This is a genomic window from Streptomyces sp. NPDC050264, assembly GCF_040655895.1.
Taxonomy (GTDB): domain Bacteria; phylum Actinomycetota; class Actinomycetes; order Streptomycetales; family Streptomycetaceae; genus Streptomyces.
This window is the reverse complement of sequence record NZ_JBFAKV010000017.1, coordinates 1-20,247: the sequence shown is the minus strand read 5'-3', so window position 1 is coordinate 20,247 and position 20,247 is coordinate 1. Positions and strand designations below refer to the sequence as shown.

General features: G+C 69.1%; 18 protein-coding genes, 5 tRNA genes and 1 pseudogene. 13 read left to right on the top strand and 11 right to left on the bottom strand.

Features of this window, described 5'->3' with window-relative positions:
* Positions 1-172 precede the first annotated feature (172 nt).
* The gene (gene ndgR / locus AB0J02_RS27345; protein ID WP_326015364.1) at positions 173-889 is read left to right on the top strand and encodes an IclR family transcriptional regulator NdgR; all 717 of its coding nucleotides are present in this window, start codon (positions 173-175) and stop codon (positions 887-889) included.
* Between the two features lie 143 nt (positions 890-1,032).
* Here the strand turns inward: ndgR and AB0J02_RS27340 are convergent.
* From AB0J02_RS27340 to AB0J02_RS27300, 9 genes are all read right to left on the bottom strand, one after another.
* Positions 1,033-1,105: transfer RNA gene (locus AB0J02_RS27340), tRNA-Glu, on the bottom strand.
* Between the two features lie 42 nt (positions 1,106-1,147).
* A tRNA-Gln gene (locus AB0J02_RS27335) sits at positions 1,148-1,219 on the bottom strand.
* Between the two features lie 43 nt (positions 1,220-1,262).
* Positions 1,263-1,335: transfer RNA gene (locus AB0J02_RS27330), tRNA-Glu, on the bottom strand.
* 62 nt (positions 1,336-1,397) lie between these two features.
* Positions 1,398-1,470 (bottom strand) — tRNA-Glu (locus AB0J02_RS27325).
* A 42-nt stretch (positions 1,471-1,512) separates the two neighbouring features.
* Positions 1,513-1,584 (bottom strand) — tRNA-Gln (locus tag AB0J02_RS27320).
* An 89-nt stretch (positions 1,585-1,673) separates the two neighbouring features.
* The gene (locus AB0J02_RS27315) at positions 1,674-2,420 is read right to left on the bottom strand and encodes an HAD family hydrolase (RefSeq protein WP_363196424.1); all 747 of its coding nucleotides are present in this window, start codon (positions 2,418-2,420) and stop codon (positions 1,674-1,676) included.
* 80 nt (positions 2,421-2,500) lie between these two features.
* Positions 2,501-3,985: a glutamate--tRNA ligase gene (gene gltX / locus AB0J02_RS27310; protein WP_363196423.1), complete on the bottom strand. Its 1,485-nt coding sequence runs from the start codon at positions 3,983-3,985 to the stop codon at positions 2,501-2,503.
* Positions 3,978-4,763: a fumarylacetoacetate hydrolase family protein gene (locus tag AB0J02_RS27305; protein WP_363196422.1), complete on the bottom strand. Its 786-nt coding sequence runs from the start codon at positions 4,761-4,763 to the stop codon at positions 3,978-3,980. The genes gltX and AB0J02_RS27305 overlap by 8 nt, the downstream gene beginning before the upstream one ends.
* Positions 4,764-4,835: 72 nt before the next feature.
* Positions 4,836-5,009: a hypothetical protein gene (locus tag AB0J02_RS27300; protein WP_363196421.1), complete on the bottom strand. Its 174-nt coding sequence runs from the start codon at positions 5,007-5,009 to the stop codon at positions 4,836-4,838.
* A 560-nt stretch (positions 5,010-5,569) separates the two neighbouring features.
* Here AB0J02_RS27300 and AB0J02_RS27295 point away from each other — a divergent pair.
* From AB0J02_RS27295 to AB0J02_RS27255, 9 genes and pseudogenes are all read left to right on the top strand, one after another.
* Positions 5,570-9,484: a nitrate- and nitrite sensing domain-containing protein gene (locus tag AB0J02_RS27295; RefSeq protein ID WP_363196420.1), complete on the top strand. Its 3,915-nt coding sequence runs from the start codon at positions 5,570-5,572 to the stop codon at positions 9,482-9,484.
* Positions 9,485-9,493: 9 nt separating this feature from the next.
* Entirely contained in the window at positions 9,494-9,907 is a 414-nt protein-coding gene (locus AB0J02_RS27290) for a roadblock/LC7 domain-containing protein (RefSeq protein ID WP_356494565.1), read from the top strand.
* A 172-nt stretch (positions 9,908-10,079) separates the two neighbouring features.
* Positions 10,080-10,493 (top strand): DUF742 domain-containing protein, encoded by a 414-nt coding sequence (locus AB0J02_RS27285; RefSeq protein ID WP_363196419.1) that lies wholly within the window; start codon positions 10,080-10,082, stop codon positions 10,491-10,493.
* Complete coding sequence (locus tag AB0J02_RS27280) at positions 10,474-11,064, top strand: ATP/GTP-binding protein (protein ID WP_363196418.1); 591 nt, start codon at positions 10,474-10,476, stop codon at positions 11,062-11,064. The genes AB0J02_RS27285 and AB0J02_RS27280 overlap by 20 nt, the downstream gene beginning before the upstream one ends.
* A 405-nt stretch (positions 11,065-11,469) precedes the next feature.
* A pseudogene (locus AB0J02_RS27275) lies at positions 11,470-14,696 on the top strand (nitrate- and nitrite sensing domain-containing protein).
* Positions 14,697-14,706: 10 nt separating this feature from the next.
* Positions 14,707-15,120 (top strand): roadblock/LC7 domain-containing protein, encoded by a 414-nt coding sequence (locus AB0J02_RS27270; RefSeq protein ID WP_026057603.1) that lies wholly within the window; start codon positions 14,707-14,709, stop codon positions 15,118-15,120.
* Positions 15,121-15,213: 93 nt separating this feature from the next.
* Complete coding sequence (locus tag AB0J02_RS27265) at positions 15,214-15,795, top strand: DUF742 domain-containing protein (RefSeq protein WP_363196417.1); 582 nt, start codon at positions 15,214-15,216, stop codon at positions 15,793-15,795.
* Complete coding sequence (locus tag AB0J02_RS27260) at positions 15,776-16,366, top strand: ATP/GTP-binding protein (protein WP_363196416.1); 591 nt, start codon at positions 15,776-15,778, stop codon at positions 16,364-16,366. The genes AB0J02_RS27265 and AB0J02_RS27260 overlap by 20 nt, the downstream gene beginning before the upstream one ends.
* Positions 16,367-16,732: 366 nt before the next feature.
* Positions 16,733-17,395 carry an RNA polymerase sigma factor gene (locus tag AB0J02_RS27255; RefSeq protein ID WP_363196415.1) on the top strand — a complete coding sequence of 221 codons (663 nt, stop codon included), beginning with the start codon at positions 16,733-16,735 and terminating at the stop codon, positions 17,393-17,395.
* A 515-nt stretch (positions 17,396-17,910) separates the two neighbouring features.
* Here AB0J02_RS27255 and AB0J02_RS27250 read toward each other — a convergent pair.
* Positions 17,911-18,348 carry an ATP-binding protein gene (locus tag AB0J02_RS27250; RefSeq protein WP_363196414.1) on the bottom strand — a complete coding sequence of 146 codons (438 nt, stop codon included), beginning with the start codon at positions 18,346-18,348 and terminating at the stop codon, positions 17,911-17,913.
* A 173-nt stretch (positions 18,349-18,521) separates the two neighbouring features.
* On the opposite strand from AB0J02_RS27250, the gene AB0J02_RS27245 reads away from it, so the two are divergent.
* From AB0J02_RS27245 to AB0J02_RS27235, 3 genes are read left to right on the top strand one after another with little or no spacing between them, the layout of a single operon-like run.
* Entirely contained in the window at positions 18,522-19,379 is an 858-nt protein-coding gene (locus tag AB0J02_RS27245; RefSeq protein WP_363196413.1) for a helix-turn-helix transcriptional regulator, read from the top strand.
* Complete coding sequence (locus tag AB0J02_RS27240; RefSeq protein WP_363196565.1) at positions 19,379-19,609, top strand: DUF397 domain-containing protein; 231 nt, start codon at positions 19,379-19,381, stop codon at positions 19,607-19,609. Before AB0J02_RS27245 ends, AB0J02_RS27240 begins: the two co-directional genes overlap by 1 nt.
* Entirely contained in the window at positions 19,606-19,881 is a 276-nt protein-coding gene (locus tag AB0J02_RS27235; protein ID WP_363196412.1) for a DUF397 domain-containing protein, read from the top strand. The genes AB0J02_RS27240 and AB0J02_RS27235 overlap by 4 nt, the downstream gene beginning before the upstream one ends.
* Positions 19,882-19,961: 80 nt before the next feature.
* On the opposite strand, the gene AB0J02_RS27230 is transcribed toward AB0J02_RS27235, so the two are convergent.
* Positions 19,962-20,150, bottom strand: coding sequence for an acyl-CoA carboxylase subunit epsilon (locus AB0J02_RS27230; RefSeq protein WP_363196411.1), 189 nt, complete (start codon positions 20,148-20,150; stop codon positions 19,962-19,964).
* Positions 20,151-20,247 lie beyond the last annotated feature (97 nt).

Genomic DNA, 20,247 nt, shown 5'->3' with positions numbered 1-20,247 from the left:
ACCGGCCACGTGCGCCGGCCCAACTAGAGATTCGGATCGCCGTCGCTCGTACCCCTCGTCCCGGGCGTCGGCTGCCGGACCCGTTTGTCCCCGGGCCGGTGTCCGTACAGAGTGGCAAGTTCCACGGGAAATTGAACTTGCGTTTCACAGAGTGAGACGGGAGTATCGACGCATGGACAACAGTAGCGGCGTCGGCGTCCTGGACAAGGCAGCACTTGTCCTGGGCGCTCTGGAGTCCGGGCCCGCGACCCTCGCAGGACTGGTAGCGGCCACCGGACTGGCAAGACCGACGGCTCACCGCCTGGCGGTGGCCCTGGAACACCACCGCATGGTGGCGCGTGACATGCAGGGCCGTTTCATTCTCGGCCCGCGCCTCTCGGAGCTCTCGGCGGCGGCCGGCGAGGACCGCCTGCTCGCGACCGCGGGCCCGGTGCTCACGCACCTGCGGGATGTCACGGGCGAGAGCGCGCAGCTCTATCGCCGCCAGGGCGACATGCGCATCTGCGTCGCCGCCGCGGAGCGCCTGTCCGGGCTGCGGGACACGGTCCCGGTGGGCTCGACGCTCACGATGAAGGCGGGCTCGTCCGCGCAGATCCTGATGGCCTGGGAGGAGCCGGAGCGGCTGCACCGCGGCCTCCAGGGCGCCCGTTTCACGGCGACGGCCCTGTCGGGCGTGCGCCGCCGCGGCTGGGCCCAGTCGATCGGCGAGCGGGAGCCGGGCGTCGCGTCCGTCTCCGCGCCCGTCCGCGGCCCGTCGAACCGCGTGGTGGCCGCCGTCTCGGTCTCCGGCCCCATCGAGCGCCTGACGCGCCACCCGGGGCGGATGCACGCCCAGGCCGTCATCGACGCCGCCGGGCGCCTCTCCGAGGCCCTGCGCCGCACCGGCTGACGCACAATCCGCCATATTCTTCCGCCAGTTCCGGCCGGTCGCTTCAACGCCGCAGCGACCGGCCGGAGTTGTCTTTCGGGCGGGTCGTCCGACGCACGCAGAAGAGGCCCTTCCCGTGTGGGAAGGGCCTCTTCGTGATGATGTACCCCCGACCGGATTCGAACCGGCGCTACCGCCTTGAGAGGGCGGCGTGCTAGGCCGCTACACAACGGGGGCCTGGCGGATCTGGGATCCGCGGTTGCAGATGAGCTCTGCGAGCTGGCCTACCAGGACTCGAACCTAGAATGACGGTACCAGAAACCGTAGTGTTGCCAATTACACCATAGGCCATGGTGGTATATACCAATGAGGTTCAATCCGAAGATTCAACCCGTACCCCCGACCGGATTCGAACCGGCGCTACCGCCTTGAGAGGGCGGCGTGCTAGGCCGCTACACAACGGGGGCCCTAGCGATCCTGCATCGTGGTCGGCGGGAGCTACCCGTACCGTCCTCGCGGGAAGGATCTGTACCCCCGACCGGATTCGAACCGGCGCTACTGCCGTGAGAGGGCAGCGTGCTAGGCCGCTACACAACGGGGGCTTCGCGGATCTGGGATCCGCGGTTGCAGATGAGCTCTGCGAGCTGGCCTACCAGGACTCGAACCTAGACTAACGGAACCAGAAACCGTCGTGCTGCCAATTACACCATAGGCCACCGGAACGCAACCCCCAGGGGGATTTTTGTTCGGCTTACGCTTCCGGGTCCGGGCCTTTCGGCTCGCTTCCCTCGGCGCAGGAAGAACATTACCCGAAGGACTCCGGCGCTCCAAAACGGGTATCGCGGGCCAGTAACGGGGGCAACTGGTCGAGGCCCGTGATGCGCACGAGCTCGGGCCGGCCGCCGATCGCTGCCCGGTCCAGCCAGATGCCGGTCAGCCCCGCCTCGACCGCTCCGCGCGCGTCGGTGTCCGGCTGGTCACCGACGTACGCGACCTCGTGCGGCGCCAGTCCGAGCTCCTCGCACACGGCGTGGAAGGCGGCCGCTTCGGGCTTGGCGACGCCCAGTTCGGCCGCGCAGACGAGGGCTTCGAAGCGGTCGCGTACGCCGAGGACGCGGAGTTTGCGGTCCTGGTTGTGGAGCGAGGAGTTGGAGAGGACCGCGTGCCGGTGGGTCGCGGCGAGGGTGTCGAGGACGGGCACCGTGTCGGGGAACAGGCTCCAGGCCGCCTCGTAGTGCCCGAGATAGCGGGTGAACCAGGCATCGGCCGTCGCGTCGTCCAGCGCCTCCCCCACAAAGGCGCGCACCCGGTCCCTGCGCTGCCCCTCCCAGTCGGCCTCCCCCGCCTCGAAGCGGGCCCAGTGCTCGCGGGTCAGGGCCTTCCAGCGGACGAGCGCCTGCTCGACCGTCCCGAAGGTGTGCAGCATGCCCTCGACGGTGAGGTGGGCGCGCATTCCGGTCGTGTCGGCCGTCGCGTAGTCGAAGATCGTGTCGTCGATGTCCCAGACGACGGCTTTGACGGCCCCCGGCTCCGGCTGGATCTGCTTCGGCATGTCGAGACCGTAACGCCGAACGGCCCGGTCGACGGGGTGAATCCGTCGGCCGGGCCGTTCGGTGCTGCCGCTTTCCCGACTCAGCCCGCGAGCTTCGCCAGGGCCGCGTCGATGCGGGTCAGGGTCTTCTCCTTGCCCAGGATCTCCAGGGACTCGAAGAGCGGAAGGCCGATCGTGCGGCCGGTCACCGCCACGCGGACCGGGGCCTGGGCCTTGCCGAGCTTGAGGCCGTGGGCCTCGCCTGCCGCCAGGACCGCTTCCTTGAGGGACTCGGGGGACGTCCAGTCCGCCGGCTCCAGCTTTTCGCGGGCCGTGCGCAGGAGGGCGTCGGAGCCTTCCTTCATCGCCTTCGTCCAGCTGGGCTCGTCGAAGACCGGCTCGGGAAGGAAGAGGAAGTCGACGTTGTCCGTGATCTCGGAGAGGACCTTGAGGCGGGTCTGGGCGTGGGGGGCGATCGCCGCCCACTTCGCCTCGTCGAAGTCCTCCGGCGCCCACGGGGCGACCGGCGCCTTCAGCCAGGGCTCGCAGCGGGCCGCGAAGTCCTTGGGGTCGAGCAGGCGGATGTGGTCGCCGTTGATCGACTCGCACTTCTTGAGGTCGAAGCGGGCCGGATTCGGCTGGACGTCGCTGACGTCGAAGGCCGCGACCATCTCGTCGATCGTGAAGATGTCGCGGTCGGCGGCGAGCGACCAGCCCAGGAGGGAGAGGTAGTTGAGCAGGCCCTCAGGGAGGAAGCCGCGCTCGCGGTAGAGGTTCAGCGACGACTGGGGGTCGCGCTTGCTGAGCTTCTTGTTGCCCTCGCCCATGACGTACGGGAGGTGGCCGAAGACGGGGGTCTGCTTCGCGATGCCCAGGTCCTGCAGCGCCGCGTACAGGGCGATCTGGCGGGGCGTGGAGGAGAGCAGGTCCTCGCCGCGCAGGACGTGGGTGATCTCCATCAGCGCGTCGTCGACCGGGTTGACCAGCGTGTACAGCGGGGCGCCGTTGGCGCGGACGATGCCGTAGTCCGGCACGTTCTCCGGCTCGTACGTGATGTCGCCGCGGACCAGGTCCGTGAAGGTGATCGTCTCGTCGGGCATCCGGAACCGGACGATGGGCTTGCGGCCCTCCGTCTCGTACGCCTGCTTCTGCTCGGCGGTCAGCTCGCGGCAGTGGCCGTCGTAGCCCGACGGCTTGCCGGCGGCGCGGGCCGCGTCACGGCGGGCGTCCAGCTCCTCCGTGGAGCAGTAGCAATGGTAGGCGCGGCCGGCCTCGATGAGCTTGGCCGCGACGTCCTTGTAGATGTCCATGCGCTGCGACTGGCGGTACGGCGCGTGCGGGCCGCCCACCTCGGGGCCCTCGTCCCAGTCGAAGCCGAGCCAGCGCATCGAGTCGAGGAGCTGGTTGTACGACTCCTCGCTGTCGCGGGCCGCGTCGGTGTCCTCGATGCGGAAGACCAGGGTGCCTTCGTTGTGGCGCGCGAAAGCCCAGTTGAACAGGGCCGTGCGGACCAGGCCCACGTGCGGGTTACCGGTGGGCGAAGGACAGAAACGGACACGGACTGAGGGGGCAGGTGCGCTAGCCACGCTTGACAACCTTGTTGGTGAGAGTGCCGATGCCTTCGATGCTGACGGCGACCTCGTCGCCGATCTGCAGGGGGCCGACCCCTTCCGGGGTGCCCGTGAGGATGACGTCGCCCGGGAGGAGGGTCATTGCCTCGGAGATGTTGGCGATCAAGTCCGGGATGGACGTGATCATCTGGGACGTGGAGCCGAGCTGGCGCTGCTGCCCGTTGACCGTGCACTGGATGCCGAGGTCGGAGGCGGCCGCCACGTCCAGGTCCGTCTCCACCCAGGGTCCCAGCGGGCAGGAGGTGTCGAAGCCCTTGGCGCGGGCCCACTGCTTCTCGCGCTTCTGTACATCGCGGGCGGTCACGTCGTTCGCCGCGGTGTAGCCGAGGATGACGTCGTTCACGCGCTCGGGCGGGACCTCGCGGCACATGCGGCCGATGACGACGGCCAGCTCCGCCTCGTGGTGCAGCTCCTGCGAGAACGAGGGGTACTGGATCTCGTCGCCGGGTCCGATCACGGACGTCGACGGCTTGAAGAAGGCGAAGGGGGCGTCGGGGACCTCGTTCCCCAGCTCCTTGGCGTGCTCCGCGTAGTTGCGGCCGAAGGCGATCACCTTGTTCGGGAGCACGGGCGGCAGCAGCCGGACCTTGCTCAGCGGGACCTTGGTGCCGGAGAGCTCGAAGTCCGCGAACGGGATGCCCTTGATGATGTCGAGGACGAGCTCGTCTGGCTTGTCGCCCTCGATCGCGCCGAAGGCGACGTTCCCGTCGATGGAGAATCTGGCGATGCGCACGGGTGGCTGCGCCCCTCAATCTTGCGTTGGGCCCGGGTGGGATGTGACCGGTCCAGGCTAACGCGGCGCCCCCTACTGCGGCTTCTCCATAAGGATGGTGCGCTTCGGGTTGGCCGTATTCATCGGCAGCGCGACGGAGTGCTCCGGCAGGAGCGGCGCGGCCTGGATCTCCTCGGCGTCCTTGAGGTGCGCCAGCGTGGTGCGCCGCGGGTTGGCGAGATTGAGGAACATCGTCGTTGTCTTCATGGCTGCGCTTGAGAACCTTCTCGGTTGTCGGATGGGCCGTCCCTGTAAAGCGTTCAGGCTAAACATCTGATTCCCACCGAAAGCCGGGAAGTTGTGATCCGTTGCGTGTGATTTTGCTCACGAGAGGGTACCCAAATCGGGCAGTTCGGGCCGCCAACTCGCCAGTAGGAAACGGACATTGCATAGCTGAAGACACTATTCCGCTCCCGATCATGGCGACTGGGACACCCCCGAACCGCACCGGTTACGCCCGCTAATATCCCGATTCCTCTTGATCACTTTCTACGTCTCGTCACCCTCCCCTTACAAGGGGTCACTGCTGGTGCGACCTGCTCCTCGGCCCTTGTTGGAGATCCGGCACTGTGCTGAAATTCCCGGGACTGCCGCGGGATGGAACCGGCGCACACGGCGCGACACAGCGTCCGACTGCGGTGGGGAAGGGGAGCCAGCGCCGGTCACTCACGACCAAGGGGGGCGTTTCAGGTCGCCCTTCGAACGACGCCGACACCGTCTTGTCCGCGCATGCGGGCGGGGCGCCTGGTCCAGAGGTTGCGACGCTAGTGCAGGGACGTAAGAACAGGGATGGCAGCGCTGCGGCGGAGCCGGAGCCGCGCGGCGGGACCGGTCCGATAACAGGCGGCTCCCAGCCCCCGCACGCCCAGAACCCGGGGCGCACGTCGTCCGTCGACGGCGGTGAGCGCGCCGGCGTGTCCGGCGGTTCGGCCACGCCCACGCCGCCCCCGGCCAAGGCCAAGGTACCCACCGGGCCCGGCCCGCGAATAGCCCTGCGGAACTGGCGCATCTCGACCCGTCTGGTCGCTCTGCTGACCCTGCCCGTGGTCGCCGCGACCTCGCTGGGCGCGCTGCGTATCTCCGAGTCCCTCGACGACATCCAGCAGCTCGACAACATGAAGCTGCTGACCGAGATGACGAAGAAGGCCACGGACCTGGCGTCGGCGCTGCAGGACGAGCGCGACCAGTCGGCGGGGCCGCTGTCCAACAACCCCAAGGCGTCCAACGACTTCAGCATCAAGGCGTCGCGCGAGAAGACGGACCGGGCCAGGCGGACGTTCCTCGACGGGACGTACAGCGTCGAGGACGACAACCAGTCCAACCTGACGGGTGTGCACGACCACGTCGTGCAGATCGCGTCCCAGCTCGCCACGATCAAGAGCGTCCGCGAGGACGCCTACGCCCCCGGAGCGACGACGTCGCAGACCGTCGAGGCGTACAGCCGCATCATCGAGAACCTCCTGTCGCTCTCCACCGACATGGCGCAGGCGACCAGCAACCCGGAAATGATCGAGCGCACGCGCTCGCTCGCCGCGTTCTCCTCGGCGAAGGAGTACGCCTCCGAGCAGCGCGCCGTCATCGCCGCAGCCCTGCCGGCGAACAGCTCCCAGTTCGGCAAGCTCTCGGAGACGGACCGGCAGTACGGTCTCTCCGCGGCCGAGAGTCTCGACAACTCGCTCAACTCCTTCCGCAACGTCTACGGTTCCGACGCGGCGAGCGCGCTCCTGAAGCCGCTCACGGAGAACAACGCCACCATCAAGGCCGCGGACACCTACGCGGACCGGGTCCTGTCCAAGTCGGACGGCATGCGGTCCCAGGACAAGCGCTCCTACAAGGACTGGGTCGACGCGGACAGCTCCCGCTTCCAGGAGATGTCCAAGATCGAGCTGACGCTGCTCAACCAGATGGAGCAGCAGGCGCGCGAGCTGCGCAACTCCTCCGAGCAGTCGGCGATCATCAACGGTGCGCTGATCCTGCTCGTGCTGGGCGTCTCCCTCGTCGGCGCGTTCGTCGTGGCCCGCTCCATGATCCGCTCGCTCCGCCGGCTGCAGGACACGGCGACCAGGGTCGCCCAGGACCGTCTGCCCGAGCTGGTCAAGCAGCTGTCCGAGTCCGACCCGCAGGACGTCGACACGTCCGTGGAGTCGGTCGGTGTGCACTCCCGGGACGAGATCGGCCAGGTGGCCACGGCCTTCGACGAGGTGCACCGCGAGGCGGTCCGCCTCGCCGCCGAGCAGGCCCTGCTGCGAGGCAACGTCAACGCGATGTTCACCAACCTGTCGCGCCGTTCGCAGGGCCTCATCCAGCGTCAGCTCTCCCTCATCTCCGAGCTGGAGTCGCGCGAGGCCGACCCCGACCAGCTCTCCTCGCTGTTCAAGCTCGACCACCTCGCGACCCGTATGCGCCGTAACGGTGAGAACCTGCTGGTGCTCGCGGGTGAGGAGCCCGGTCGCCGGTGGACGCGGCCCGTGCCGCTCGTCGACGTGCTGCGTGCCGCCGCGTCCGAGGTGGAGCAGTACGAACGCATCGAACTCGCCTCGGTTCCGCCGACCGAGGTCGCCGGCCGGGTCGTCAACGACCTCGTGCACCTGCTCGCCGAGCTGCTGGAGAACGCGACCTCGTTCTCGTCGCCGCAGACCAAGGTGAAGGTGACCGGTCACGCGCTGCCCGACGGGCGGGTGCTGATCGAGATCCACGACACGGGTATCGGTCTCTCTCCGGAGGACCTCGCCGCGATCAACGAGCGGCTCGCCGCGCCGCCCACCGTGGACGTGTCGGTCTCGCGCCGCATGGGCCTGTTCGTGGTCGGCCGGCTGTCGCAGCGGCACGGTATCCGCATCCAGCTCCGCCCCTCCGACTCCGGTGGTACGACCGCGCTGGTCATGCTGCCCGTCGACGTCGCCCAGGGCGGCAAGAAGATTCCCGGTCAGGGTGGCGCCGGCGGTCCGGCCGCCGTGCAGGCCGCGGCCGGTGCCGCCGGTGCGCGGCGCGGTGTCGCGCCGGCCGCCGGTGGGGGCGCCATGGGCCGTCTCGGTGCCGGGCCCGGTGCGGCGCGTCCGCAGGTCGGTGCCGGTACCGGTGGTCCCCGGGCGGCACTGCCCGCCCGCGACGGCGGCTCCCCGAACCCCCAGGGCCCCCAGGGTCCGCAGAACCCGCAGGGTCCGCGCGACGGCGGACAGCAGCGCGGCCCGCAGATGCCGCAGCGTCCGCAGGCCCCGCAGCCCGCTCACGCCCAGCAGAATCCGCAGGCCCCGACCGGTTCGGGCACCGGTGCCTTCAACGGCGTCGGGCAGGGTCCCGTCCCGCCGCAGCAGCGCACCCACAACGACCCCGCCGAGAAGCAGGGCCGGCGCCGTCCGGTGCTGCCTCCGCGCGGTGGGCCGCGTGCCGAGCTGCCGGGCGGCAACCCGCAGCCCCGCGTGCCGAGTTGGAGCGACGAGAACGCACAGCCGAACCTCGACGCGCCGCGCGGTCACGACGAGCCGGACTCGACGACACAGTTCCCGCCGGTCCAGGACGAGCGGCAGGGCCCGGCCACCACGGCCGAGTTCGCCCGCCCCGACTTCGACGCGCCGCGCCCCGCGCCCCGGACCGGCCCCGGCCAGGTCCCGGGTCAGGGCACCGGTCAGTTCGTCCGCACCGACGTGTTCGGTGGCGTACCGAACGGGAACGGTGCGCCGGCCGCCGGTAACAGCGCTTTCCGCGACGGTGGCCTGCCGAGCCGCCGCGACCCGTCCGGCACGGGCCAGTACGAGCGCCCGCAGGACCCGTCGAACACGGGGCTTTTCGGACAGCAGCAGGACCCGGCGAGCACCGGTCAGTACGAGCGCCCGCAGGACCCGTCCACCACCGGGCAGTACGGCCAGCCGCAGGACCCGTCCGGCGCCGGTCAGTACGGCCGGCCGCAGGACCCGTCCGGCACGGGCCAGTACGAGCGTCCCCAGGACCCGTCGAACACGGGGCTTTTCGGACAGCAGCAGGACCCGGCGAGCACCGGTCAGTACGAGCGTCCGCAGGACCCGTCGAACACCGGTCAGTACGGCCAGCCGCAGATCCCGTCGAACACCGGCCAGTACGAGCGTCCCGCCGCGCCGCGGCAGCGCGGTGGCGGGCAGGACCAGGGCGTACCGGCGCAGCCGCAGCAGGAGTACCTGCCGCCGGCCAGCGAGCCGGGCGACGGCCGCACCCCGCTGTACGACACGCTGGAGACGAACTGGTTCCACGGCCAGCAGGGCCAGGGCCAGAACCAGGATCCGCAGCACGGGCAGCAGGCCCACTCCTTGCCGCAGCGCGGTGCTCAGCAGGCCGCTCCGCAGCAGGCCCAGCAACGGCCGCAGGCACCGGCGCGTCCGGCGCCCGCCGCCCCCGATTCCGGTCAGAACCAGGCCAATTGGCGGCAGTCCCCGAACGACGAACTGATGCGTCAGGCCGAGCGGGTGCGCAAGCCCGCCGCGGGCGGCGTCACCGTCTCGGGTCTGCCGCGTCGTGTGCCCCGGGCGAACCTCGTGGCAGGCACGGCCCAGGAGCAGCAGAACCAGACCGGTCCTCAGGTCTCGCGCGCACCCGACGAGGTACGCGGACGGCTGACCAATCTCCGTAGGGGCATCCAGCAGGGTCGGCAGGCCGGCGGCACCGGCCAGACCGGCAGCTACCCCCGCCCCACTCACCAGCAGGAGCGTTAGTTGAGCCAGATGAGCCAGGCGGCACAGAACCTGAACTGGTTGATCACCAACTTCGTGGACAACACACCGGGGGTCTCCCACACGGTCGTGGTGTCCGCGGACGGCCTGCTGCTCGCGATGTCCGAGGGCTTTCCGCGCGACCGCGCGGACCAGCTGGCGGCCGTGGCGTCGGGTCTGACCTCGCTCACGGCGGGGGCCTCGAGAATCTTCGAGGGCGGGCCGGTGAATCAGACGGTCGTGGAGATGGAGCGCGGCTTTCTCTTCATCATGTCCGTCTCCGACGGATCATCGCTCGCCGTGCTCGCGCACCCGGACTGCGACATCGGTCTCGTCGGCTACGAGATGGCGCTCCTCGTGGACCGGGCCGGCGCCGTGCTCACCCCTGATCTCCGTGCAGAGCTGCAGGGAACCCTGCTGCACTGACGGGGGTGACGACCGGTAACCCCGGCCACACCTGAAGTCTGGCGCATCACCAGCACCAGAAGCCAGAGAAGACACGCAATCCCCTTCCGACCCACGTCAGGCCGTCACAATCCCCCCACCGGCCAACCCTCAGACGACAGGCCCCCGCCCTGCCGTCCCGCCCGGAGGATCCATGACCCCGCCCACCGCTCCTCACGATCCGTACGGCAGCGCAGCCGCACACGCCGCCTACGGTTTTGAGGGCGACCAGCCGCTGGTCCGCCCGTACGCGATGACCGGCGGCCGGACCCGGCCGCGCTACCAGCTCGCCATAGAGGCGCTGGTCAGCACGACCGCCGACCCCTCGGCCCTGGGGACGCTGCTGCCCGAGCACCAGCGCATCTGCCACCTGTGCCGTGAGGTGAAGTCGGTGGCGGAGGTGTCGGCCCTGCTGTCGATGCCGCTCGGGGTGGCCCGGATCCTCGTCGCGGACCTGGCCGAGGCCGGGCTCGTCGCGATCCACCAGCCGGGCGGCGACGAGAACAACGGCGGCGCGCCGGACGTGACTCTGCTCGAAAGGGTGCTCAGTGGACTTCGCAAGCTCTGACGGCGCCACGGGGGCCGCTCCCCGGTCGACCACCTCGGCCAAGATCGTGGTGGCCGGTGGCTTCGGTGTCGGCAAGACGACGTTCGTCGGTGCCGTCTCCGAGATCAACCCGCTGCGCACCGAGGCCGTCATGACGTCCGCGTCCGCGGGCATCGACGACCTGACCCACACCGGGGACAAGACGACGACCACCGTCGCCATGGACTTCGGCCGCATCACGCTCGACCAGGACCTGATCCTGTACCTGTTCGGCACGCCCGGCCAGGACCGCTTCTGGTTCATGTGGGACGACCTGGTGCGCGGCGCGATCGGCGCCATCGTGCTGGTGGACACGCGCCGCCTCGCCGACTGCTTCCCCGCGGTCGACTACTTCGAGAACTCCGGCCTGCCGTTCGTCGTCGCGCTCAACGGCTTCGACGGGCACCAGCCGTACGCCCCCGAAGAGGTGCGCGAGGCGCTGCAGATCGGTCCGGACACCCCGATCATCACGACGGACGCCCGACACCGCGCGGATGCGAAGAGTGGGCTGATCACGCTGGTGGAACACGCTCTGATGGCTCGTCTCAAGTAGAACAAAACAGACAGCAGAGCAGGCGCCGGAGTGAACAGGAGTGGTCGGAAACCGGCCATCAAGTGGCTGGATCCGTAAGGCAGTTGTCGCGGCCCTTTCGGTGCCCCTGTGGCCTTTGACACGCGGGGCTGCTGTGTTCATAACGTTTCGACAGAGAATTCCCCGAGTGCGGACACACGTCGCGCACAGCCGGTTCCACTGTGCGCACAAGAGCCCCGCCTTTTGGCGGGGCTCGCTCTTTATGACCGTTTTATCTAGGGCATACATCACGTGGAGCTTCCGGTTCCGACTGTTTGTGGGTGCACCTCCTGACGTGCTGGAATGCGCTGAACTGCCCAGTAAGAACGGGCCTGGAGACATACAGCGGCACAACGTAGGTGCCGACGCCGAGAGGTTGTTGGTCGAGTGAGGCGAAGCAAGAACAGTCCCGAGCCGTCGTCGGCGCGGGGCAACTTCACCCCGCCGCCGCGCACGGCGGCGCAGGCCGCACCGGCCGAGACGGCACCACCGAAGCCGTCCGGCGGCCGGATGTCGCCGCGCAACTGGCGTGTGCCCACGAAGCTGAACGCGATCCTCCTCATACCCGTGCTGGTCGGCCTGGTCATGGGTGGCTTCCAGGTGAACAGCTCGATCGACACCTGGCACGAGGCCCAGGACGCCGAGAACACCGCACGCCTGGTCCAGGCGTCGCTGAAGTACGGCGACCAGCTCATCCAGGAACGCGACATCTCCGCCGCGCCCCTGCTCCAGGGCAAGAAGAACGACCCCGAGGTGGTCAAGGCCCGCGCGGCGACGGACGCCGCCGCCGACGCCTTCCACGCCGCGGCGAAGAACATGCCGCACAAGGAAGGCCTCGAGCGGCGCATGGCGCAGTTCACCACGGTCGAGGGCGGCCTCAGCAAGCTGCGCGCCGCCGCGTACACCTCGAAGCTCGGCGGTGTGCAGACCGAAGAGGGCTACGTCGCCATCCAGCACCCGCTGATGGAGTTCGCCAACGAGCTGGGCCTCGGCACCGGAAACATCACCAGTTACGGCCGCACCGTCTACGCGATCTCGCTCACCAAGGCGGCGCTCTCGCTGGAGCGCTCCATCGGTATGCACCTGCTGGTGAAGCCCGGTCCGACCGTGACGAGCTTCGCCAAGCAGCGCACCGCGCTCGGCAGCTACGCCTACCTCGAGGGCATCGCCCTGGAGGAGTACAAGGGCGGCGGTACGCAGCAGGACCTCGACAAGCTCGACGCCACGATCAAGAAGCTGAAGTCCGACGGCGCCAAGCAGGCCGCGGCCGCGAAGGTCAAGGACCCCTCGTACGTGCCGCCGCCGGCCGACACCACCGAGATGGTCGGCGACATCGTGGCGCTGCCCAGCACGCAGCCCAGTGCCCGGCTCGCTCTCGCCCAGAAGGGCGTGACGCCGGAGAACTGGTGGGCGGTCAACACCGCCAAGTTCGACGCCTACCGCACCATCGAGTCGAACCTCGCCGACAAGGCCGTGACCGAGGCCTCCGGTATCGCCGACGACGCGAAGCGGGAAGCGATCGTCATCGGCGCCGCCGTCGTGATCGCCCTGCTCGCCGCGTTCCTGCTCGCCGGGATGATGGCCCGCCAGATGTCCCGCTCCATGCGCCGGCTGCGCTCCGCCGCCTTCGACGTGGCCGAGCAGCGGCTGCCGATGCTGGTCGACCAGCTCTCGCGCACCGAGCCGGGCCGTGTGGACACCCGCGTCCAGCCGATCCCGATCAACACCACGGACGAGATCGGCGAGGTCGCCCGCGCCTTCGACCAGGTGCACCGGGAAGCGGTACGGCTCGCCGCCGAGCAGGCGCTGCTGCGGGGCAACATCAACGCGATCTTCACCAACCTGTCGATCCGCAACCAGTCGCTGATCGAGGGCCAGCTGACCCTCATCACCGACCTGGAGAACAACGAGGCCGACCCGGACCAGCTGGAGAGCCTGTTCCGCCTGGACCACCTCGCGACCCGTATGCGCCGCAACGGCGAGAACCTCCTGGTCCTCGCCGGTGAGGAGCCCGGCCGCCGCTGGGACCAGCCGGTCCCGCTGGTGGACGTGTTGCGGGCCGCCACCTCCGAGGTCGAGCAGTACGAGCGTGTCGAGCTGTCCGGCGTACCGGAGGCCGACATCCACGGCCGCGCGGTCACCGACCTCGTGCACGCGCTCGCCGAGCTGCTGGAGAACGCCACGACGTTCTCCTCCCCGCAGACCAAGGTCCGCGTCACCGCGACCCGTCTCCCCGACGGCCGCATCATGATCGAGATCCACGACAAGGGCATCGGCCTCACCGCCGAGGACTTCGCGGACATCAACCACAAGCTGGCCAACCCGCCGACCGTGGACGCCGCGATCTCCCAGCGCATGGGCCTGTTCGTGGTCGGCCGCCTCGCCGACCGGCACGGCATCCGCGTGCAGCTGCGCCCCTCGGGCGAGCAGGCGGGCACGACGTCGCTGGTCATGCTTCCGGACGCGATCACGCACGGCGGCAGCGGACAGCACGGCGACGCGGAGTTCGACGGGTTCACCGTCTCGACGATGATCCCGCAGCAGCCGGCCTTCGAGAAGGAGCCGCTGCGCACCGCCGCCGAGCTCGGTTTCGACGACAGCCGCTACGAAGTCCCGGACGACGCGCGCGAGTTGGACCCGGTCGGCCGCTCCCTGATGCGGGAGGAGCGCCGTGCGGCGCTGGAGGCGCAGACGTACGGCCCGGACGCCGAGGGACCTCAGCACTCCCAGCCGAACCAGCCGTCGTACGCGGAGCAGTCCGGCTACGACGGTCAGCAGCTCGGATTCGACCATCAGCAGCAGATTTCCTACGACAATCAGCGTCAGGACGTCTACGGCGATCAGCAGCAGGTCTCGTACGACGACCCGCAGCAGACCGGGTACGACGGCTTCGCCCCCGCGCAGCCGGCCTACGACCGAGGTCAGCAGGGGGACCACGCTCCGGGCCTCCCCTCGCCGGACGGTTATACGGAAGCTCCCGGGGACTCCTACAACGCCTTCGAGCAGCCGGCCCGGCAGGCCGACTGGCAGGAGCGGGACGGCCACCAGGGCGACTTCCGGGCGCCGTTCGCCCCCGAAGCGGAATCCGCGCAGGCCACTGACGCGGCGGGCCGGGAGAGCGTAGGCTTCGACCCGGGTGCTGCTGCCGGTACCGGGATGGCGGCCGGCCCCTCCCCCTCCGTCTCGCACGATCTGACCGACGCCGGCCTCCCGCGCCGCGGCTCCAGTGCCCCCCAGCGCCAGGAGCCCGCGCAGGACGAGCCCGCGGAGGCCGCGACCGACGACACCAGCTGGCGTTCGTCCAACGACGAGCGCTGGGGGCGCGCGGAGCGGCTGAAGCAGCCGAAGGCGGGCGGGGTCACCTCCTCCGGTCTGCCGCGCCGGGTGCCCAAGGCCAACCTGATCGAGGGCACCGCGGAGTCGACGCCGCAGGGCGGTCCCCAGATATCCCGCGCGCCCGAGGATGTGCGGGGCAGGCTGAGCAATCTGCGCCGGGGCGTGCAGCGCGGGCGCAGTGAAGGCAGTGGCGAGCAGCAGTGACCGTAGTGATGATGAACGGCCAGGACAGCGGGTTTCCCGGTGGCCCTGACAGCACCTACTTCCAGGAGCGTTAGTGTGAGCCCGATGAGCCAGGCGGCACAGAACCTGAACTGGTTGATCACGAACTTCGTGGACAACACCCCCGGGGTGTCCCACACCGTCGTGGTCTCCGCCGACGGACTCCTTCTGGCGATGTCCGAAGGGTTCCCCCGCGACCGCGCCGACCAGCTGGCGGCCGTCGCGTCGGGACTGACCTCGTTGACCGCGGGCGCGTCCCGCATCTTCGAGGGCGGCGCGGTGAACCAGACAGTTGTGGAGATGGAGCGAGGATTCCTCTTCATCATGTCCATCTCGGACGGTTCTTCCCTTGCCGTCCTTGCACACCCCGAGGCGGACATTGGCCTCGTTGGGTACGAGATGGCCCTTCTTGTCGACCGCGCGGGCACGGTTCTCACGCCCGACCTGCGTGCGGAGCTTCAGGGAAGCCTTCTCAACTAGCAGACAGGCGGTGCGTTTTCGCGCCTCGTGGCCGTAAAGTTTCGGGACGCGGCTCCACAGTGATGGTGCCCAGCGCAGTCGGAGGAGGAGTACGTGTCTGGTTCAGCAACACCCCCGAGCGGTTCGTCGGCCCATTGGCCGCCCTACGGCCATGCCCAGGGTCAGGGCCGGTCCGGCGCGGGCGACGGGTCGCAGAACCGGTACAACTTCCCCTCCACGCCGAGCCACGCCCGGCCCACCCGGCAGCCCGGTCCCTACGACCAGCCGCCGGCGCCGCGCATCCAGCCTGTGCAGCCGCAGCCACGTTCTGACGCGAGGCCCGCCCCCGCTGCCAACAATCCCCTGGTGCGCCCGTACGCCATGACGGGCGGCCGCACCAGGCCGCGCTACCAGCTCGCCATCGAGGCGCTGGTGCACACCACCGCGCAGCCGCACCAGTTGCAGGGCCAACTGCCCGAGCACCAGCGGATCTGCCACCTCTGCCGGGAGATCAAGTCGGTGGCCGAGATCTCGGCCCTGCTCACCATCCCTCTCGGCGTGGCCAGGATTCTCGTCGCCGACTTGGCGGAAGCGGGCCTGGTCGCCATCCATCAGCCCGGCGGCGACGACAGCGCCGGCGGCCAGCCAGACGTGACACTGCTCGAAAGGGTGCTCAGTGGACTTCGCAAGCTCTAGCGGAGGGCCGGTTGCTCAAAGTCGCTCCACCACGTCCGCGAAGATCGTGGTGGCGGGCGGCTTCGGCGTCGGCAAGACGACGTTCGTCGGCGCCGTGTCGGAGATCAACCCGCTGCGCACCGAGGCCGTCATGACGTCCGCGTCCGCGGGCATCGACGACCTGACCCACACCGGGGACAAGACGACCACGACGGTCGCCATGGACTTCGGCCGCATCACGCTCGACCAGGACCTGATCCTGTACCTGTTCGGCACGCCCGGCCAGGACCGCTTCTGGTTCATGTGGGACGACCTGGTGCGCGGCGCGATCGGCGCCATCGTGCTGGTGGACACGCGCCGCCTCGCCGACTGCTTCCCCGCGGTCGACTACTTCGAGAACTCCGGCCTGCCGTTCGTCATCGCCCTCAACGGCTTCGACGGCAGCCAGCCCTACGGCCCCGACGAGGTGCGCGAGGCGCTGCAGATCGGTCCGGACACCCCGATCATCACGACGGACGCCCGACACCGCGCGGACGCGAAGTCCTCGTTGATCACGCTGGTCGAGCACGCGTTGATGGCGCGCCTGCGCTAGCCGGATCACGGTCCGCTTTATACCTTCGCCCCGCTGGTGCACACCAGCGGGGCGATGTCGTTCTCCGCGCCGGCGCCACCGGATGAAATACGGTGCCGCCTCTCGGCCATGCTCCGGCGGCTTTCCGCGGCCGCGTCCACAAGTCCCTCACATGCGCGTTGTGCCCGGATACTTGCGCGTACGGGCAGTAATAGCTTTGGCTATAGGTTGAGTTCGTCCGACTTGTCCGGTAGGGCATCTGACCGGATCTGCATACCTGCCACTGTGATGATTTCGCTCGCTCTCGCGCTCACCTTGTGGGGGCGGGACGATGTGCGATGCCCGCCCAACCCAGGGCGATATGAGAGCAGGAAGCGGAGCCATCCGATGAGTTTGTCCCACTCGGGCACCCGAGCTACCAGAGTCGGTGCCGCCATCGCGCGACCGGCACGGCCTCCCAGTCCGCGGTCCGAGACGACGGGGAGCGCCTGCGAGTCGGAGCAGCACCCGCTGCACGACGCGATCCGCGAGGCACAGGAAGGTGACGAACGGGCCTTCCGTACCGTCTACGAGATGCTGCAGCCGCGGCTCCTCCCGTACGCGCGAGCGTTGGTGGGGGTCACGGAAGCAGAGGACGTACTCTCCGACAGCTGGCTCCAGATCGCCCGCGACCTGCACAAGTTCCGCGGCGACGGCGCCGGCTTCCACGGCTGGTGCAACCGGATCGTGCGCAACAGAGCACTGGATCACATCCGTTGGCGCAAGCGCCGTCCCGAGTCCATCGACGACATCGCCGTGATGGGCGAACGACCGGCGCCGGACGACACGTCGGAGCAGGCGCTGAACACCATCGGCACCGAGCGGGCCATGGCCCTGGTGGCCCAACTCCCGCGGCAGCAGGCCGAGGCGGTGATGCTGCTGGCCGTCGTCGGACTCGACGCCAAGCGCGCGGCCGGCATCCTCGGCAAGCGCGTCGGCGCCGTCCGCACGGCCGCCCACCGCGGCATCCGCAGGCTCTCCTGCCTCGTCGCGGAGACCGCACACTCGTAGCGGCCGGCCGGCCGCACTCCACCGGCCCGGTGGCGCCCCGCAACCGCGGCGTCACCCCGACCGCGTTCCCCGGGAACTCCTGACAGCCTCATCCGGCGCGAGGAGTCCCGCACCACCTTCCGCCCCGCGCGGAAGTCGCGCCCAGGCCCCCGGCGCGGACGCACCCACCGGACACGCGGCTCCGCAGCGACGGAGCCGGCTCAAGCGTGTCCGTCGCTTGCGTCCACACCCGCGTCACCGGTCGATCGCCGAACCGGTCGCGAGGACGGGCCCAGTCCCTCCGCGTCGCCCTCCCGCAGGGCCGTGCACGCGGATCCCTGCCGCCCTCCCCGCTTCCCGGCCCCGGTACCCGTCCGGTCGGATCGCGGGGATCCGCACGCCCGACAGCGAACACGCAGAGGATTCGAATGCATACGCACAGGCACACGAAGACGCCACCGCCCCCGCAGACCCGAAGGTCAGCGGCGGCGATGGCGTCACGTTCTTCCCGGGAGGCCCGGGATGTGCCGGCCCCGTCAGCCGGACACGTCCGTGTCGACGTCGCCCAGCGCCAGTTCGGCCCACACCACCTTTCCGGTGGGCGTCGGGGTCATACCGACCGCGGAGGCCTGAGCGGCCACCAGGAAGAGGCCTCGCCCGCCGGTCGACATGAAGTCGGGCGGCTCGGTGGGTATCACCACCAGCTCCGGCGAGGAGTCCGCCACTTCGAGGCGGACACCGCCGTCGGTCCGGCGCATGACGAACTCGAACACGCTGTCGTCGCAGTGCCGCACGTTGCTGCACAGCTCCGTCGCGACGAACGAGGTGTCGTAGACCAGCTTCTGCAGCCCCCAGCACCGCAGGCGGGCGCCCACGATCCTGCGGATCTGCTCCAGGCGTTGCGGGCTGTACTCCATACGGATCGCACACGGCCGATCGATCACGTCGACCTCGTCCGTTGGCTGGTCCGGCATTACCCCTCCGGGGGTCGCGTAGCGGTCAACTCGCTTGCAGACAAAGCACGTTGCGTGACCATCATGTATCCGAAAGTATTGCTGAGGCAAGTATTACGCTCGAGTACTATGCCGTTGGAGGGGAAACACATATGACAGTTGTGTGGCCGGAAGGCGCGGGACATCATGTGGCCATGTCCCAGAGCGAGATGCCCACCATGCGCAGCCGCCGCCTCGGTGCCGAGCTACGCCGCCTGCGCACCGATGCCGGCCTGAAGGTCAACGACGCGGCCTTGGCACTCGAGTGCGGACAACCCAAAATCAGTCAGATCGAGACGGGCAAACGCGGCATCCGCCAACTCGACCTGACAACTTTGCTCAATCTGTACGAAGTTCTGGACGAGCGACAGCGGGCCAACCTCAAGCGGCTGGCCCGGGACGTCCACCAGGTCGACTGGTGGTCCGGCCAAGGTCCGCTCCTCAGCGACGACTTGCGCGACTACTTGACGCTGGAATCGGATTCCTCGCTCGTACGGTCTTTTGAACCGTCGGTGCTACCTGGGCTGTTGCAGACAGAGGCATATATGCGTGAGATATTCACCGCAGGGGCGGAAGCGGATCGGGTCGAACCCCTTGTGAAGACTCGACTGAAGCGCAAGGATCTACTCAGCGGATCTGCAGAATTCCGCCTGAGAGTTGTCATCGACACAGCCGCGTTGCACCGGATCCCCGGGCCGCGAGCGTTGATCAATGAACAGTTCGAACACCTGATAGAAACAGGTGAGTTGCCCAATGTCACCATCCAGGTCCTGCCCCTGGACATAACCTTGCCCCTCGCGCAGTACGCTCCGTACACGCTCTTCACCATGCGCGGAGAACCGGCGGTTCAGGTGGCATGGCTGGAGCATATGACCGGTGGCACGCTCCTTGAGCAACGCCCCGACGTGGAGATGTACACCAAGGCGTGGGACGACCTGACAGCCGGCGCACTTTCCCCGGCCCAGTCCCGCCAGTACATCAAAGACCGAATCAAGCTAGAAAGCGGGTCGTGATGCCCCCCACTTCCGCACCCACCGCGACATACCTCGAAATCGGGTCAGCGGTGTGGCACAAGAGCACTTTCAGCGGCGCATCCAACGGATGTGTCGAACACGCAGAACTATCTTCGAACCTGCGGGCGGTCCGCGACACGAAGAACCGGGAGTCCGGAGCGATTGTCTTCGATTCCCCGGCATGGCGAGCATTTGTTGAAGGCGTAAACTCGGGGGCTTTGTCGCTATGAGCACGCCAACGACGGACAGCCTTTCCTCCGGTGTCGAGATCGACATCGACATAGACCGGGAAAAGGCACAGCTGTACTCTCTCGACCTCTCCGACGCCCAGTGGCGAAGTGCCCCGGGCAGCCCCGCACACGGGCCCGTGGAGGTCGCATCACTCGGAGACGGAGGAGTGGCCATGCGCAACCCGGCGGACCCGCGAGGACTCGTCCTGCGGTTCAACGCCCGGGAGTGGGAGGCCTTCAGGCTGGGGGCGCTGCACGGCGAGTTCGACTGAGTGAGCGCCTGACGCACGCACGAGTGAGCCCCGCCCGGATCGGGCGGGGCTCACTTGCTGCGGGGCGCGGGCGGGCTTGTTCAGCCCTGCCAGGAGTGCGGGGCGCGGAAGCCGTACTGGCGCTCCAGGCGGCGCCAGCCGGCCTTGTCGCGGCCGCGGGCGGGAGCGGCGGGTGCGGCGGCGGCGCGGGCCAGCAGGATCGCGGTGATGGCCGCGACCTCTTCTGGCTCGGCGTGGCCCTTCTCGACACGGATGTCAGGCGTGGACATAGGGGCAGGTCTCCTACGAGTAGGTGCCGCTACTGCGGCGGGTTGCCGTGCTTGCGGGACGGCAGGTCGGCGTGCTTGGTGCGCAGCATCGCCAGCG

Coding starts and splice junctions, on each gene's coding strand:
- AB0J02_RS27315 (WP_363196424.1), bottom strand. CDS start 2,420: ATGCCGAAGCAGATCCAGCCGGAGCCGGGGGCCGTCAAAGCCGTCGTC.
- AB0J02_RS27230 (WP_363196411.1), bottom strand. CDS start 20,150: ATGTCCACGCCTGACATCCGTGTCGAGAAGGGCCACGCCGAGCCAGAA.
- AB0J02_RS27290 (WP_356494565.1), top strand. CDS start 9,494: ATGAGCCAGGCGGCACAGAACCTGAACTGGTTGATCACCAACTTCGTG.
- AB0J02_RS27270 (WP_026057603.1), top strand. CDS start 14,707: ATGAGCCAGGCGGCACAGAACCTGAACTGGTTGATCACGAACTTCGTG.
- ndgR (WP_326015364.1), top strand. CDS start 173: ATGGACAACAGTAGCGGCGTCGGCGTCCTGGACAAGGCAGCACTTGTC.
- AB0J02_RS27300 (WP_363196421.1), bottom strand. CDS start 5,009: ATGAAGACAACGACGATGTTCCTCAATCTCGCCAACCCGCGGCGCACC.
- AB0J02_RS27245 (WP_363196413.1), top strand. CDS start 18,522: ATGTCCCAGAGCGAGATGCCCACCATGCGCAGCCGCCGCCTCGGTGCC.
- AB0J02_RS27240 (WP_363196565.1), top strand. CDS start 19,379: ATGCCCCCCACTTCCGCACCCACCGCGACATACCTCGAAATCGGGTCA.
- AB0J02_RS27285 (WP_363196419.1), top strand. CDS start 10,080: ATGACCCCGCCCACCGCTCCTCACGATCCGTACGGCAGCGCAGCCGCA.
- AB0J02_RS27250 (WP_363196414.1), bottom strand. CDS start 18,348: ATGCCGGACCAGCCAACGGACGAGGTCGACGTGATCGATCGGCCGTGT.
- AB0J02_RS27255 (WP_363196415.1), top strand. CDS start 16,733: ATGAGTTTGTCCCACTCGGGCACCCGAGCTACCAGAGTCGGTGCCGCC.
- AB0J02_RS27235 (WP_363196412.1), top strand. CDS start 19,606: ATGAGCACGCCAACGACGGACAGCCTTTCCTCCGGTGTCGAGATCGAC.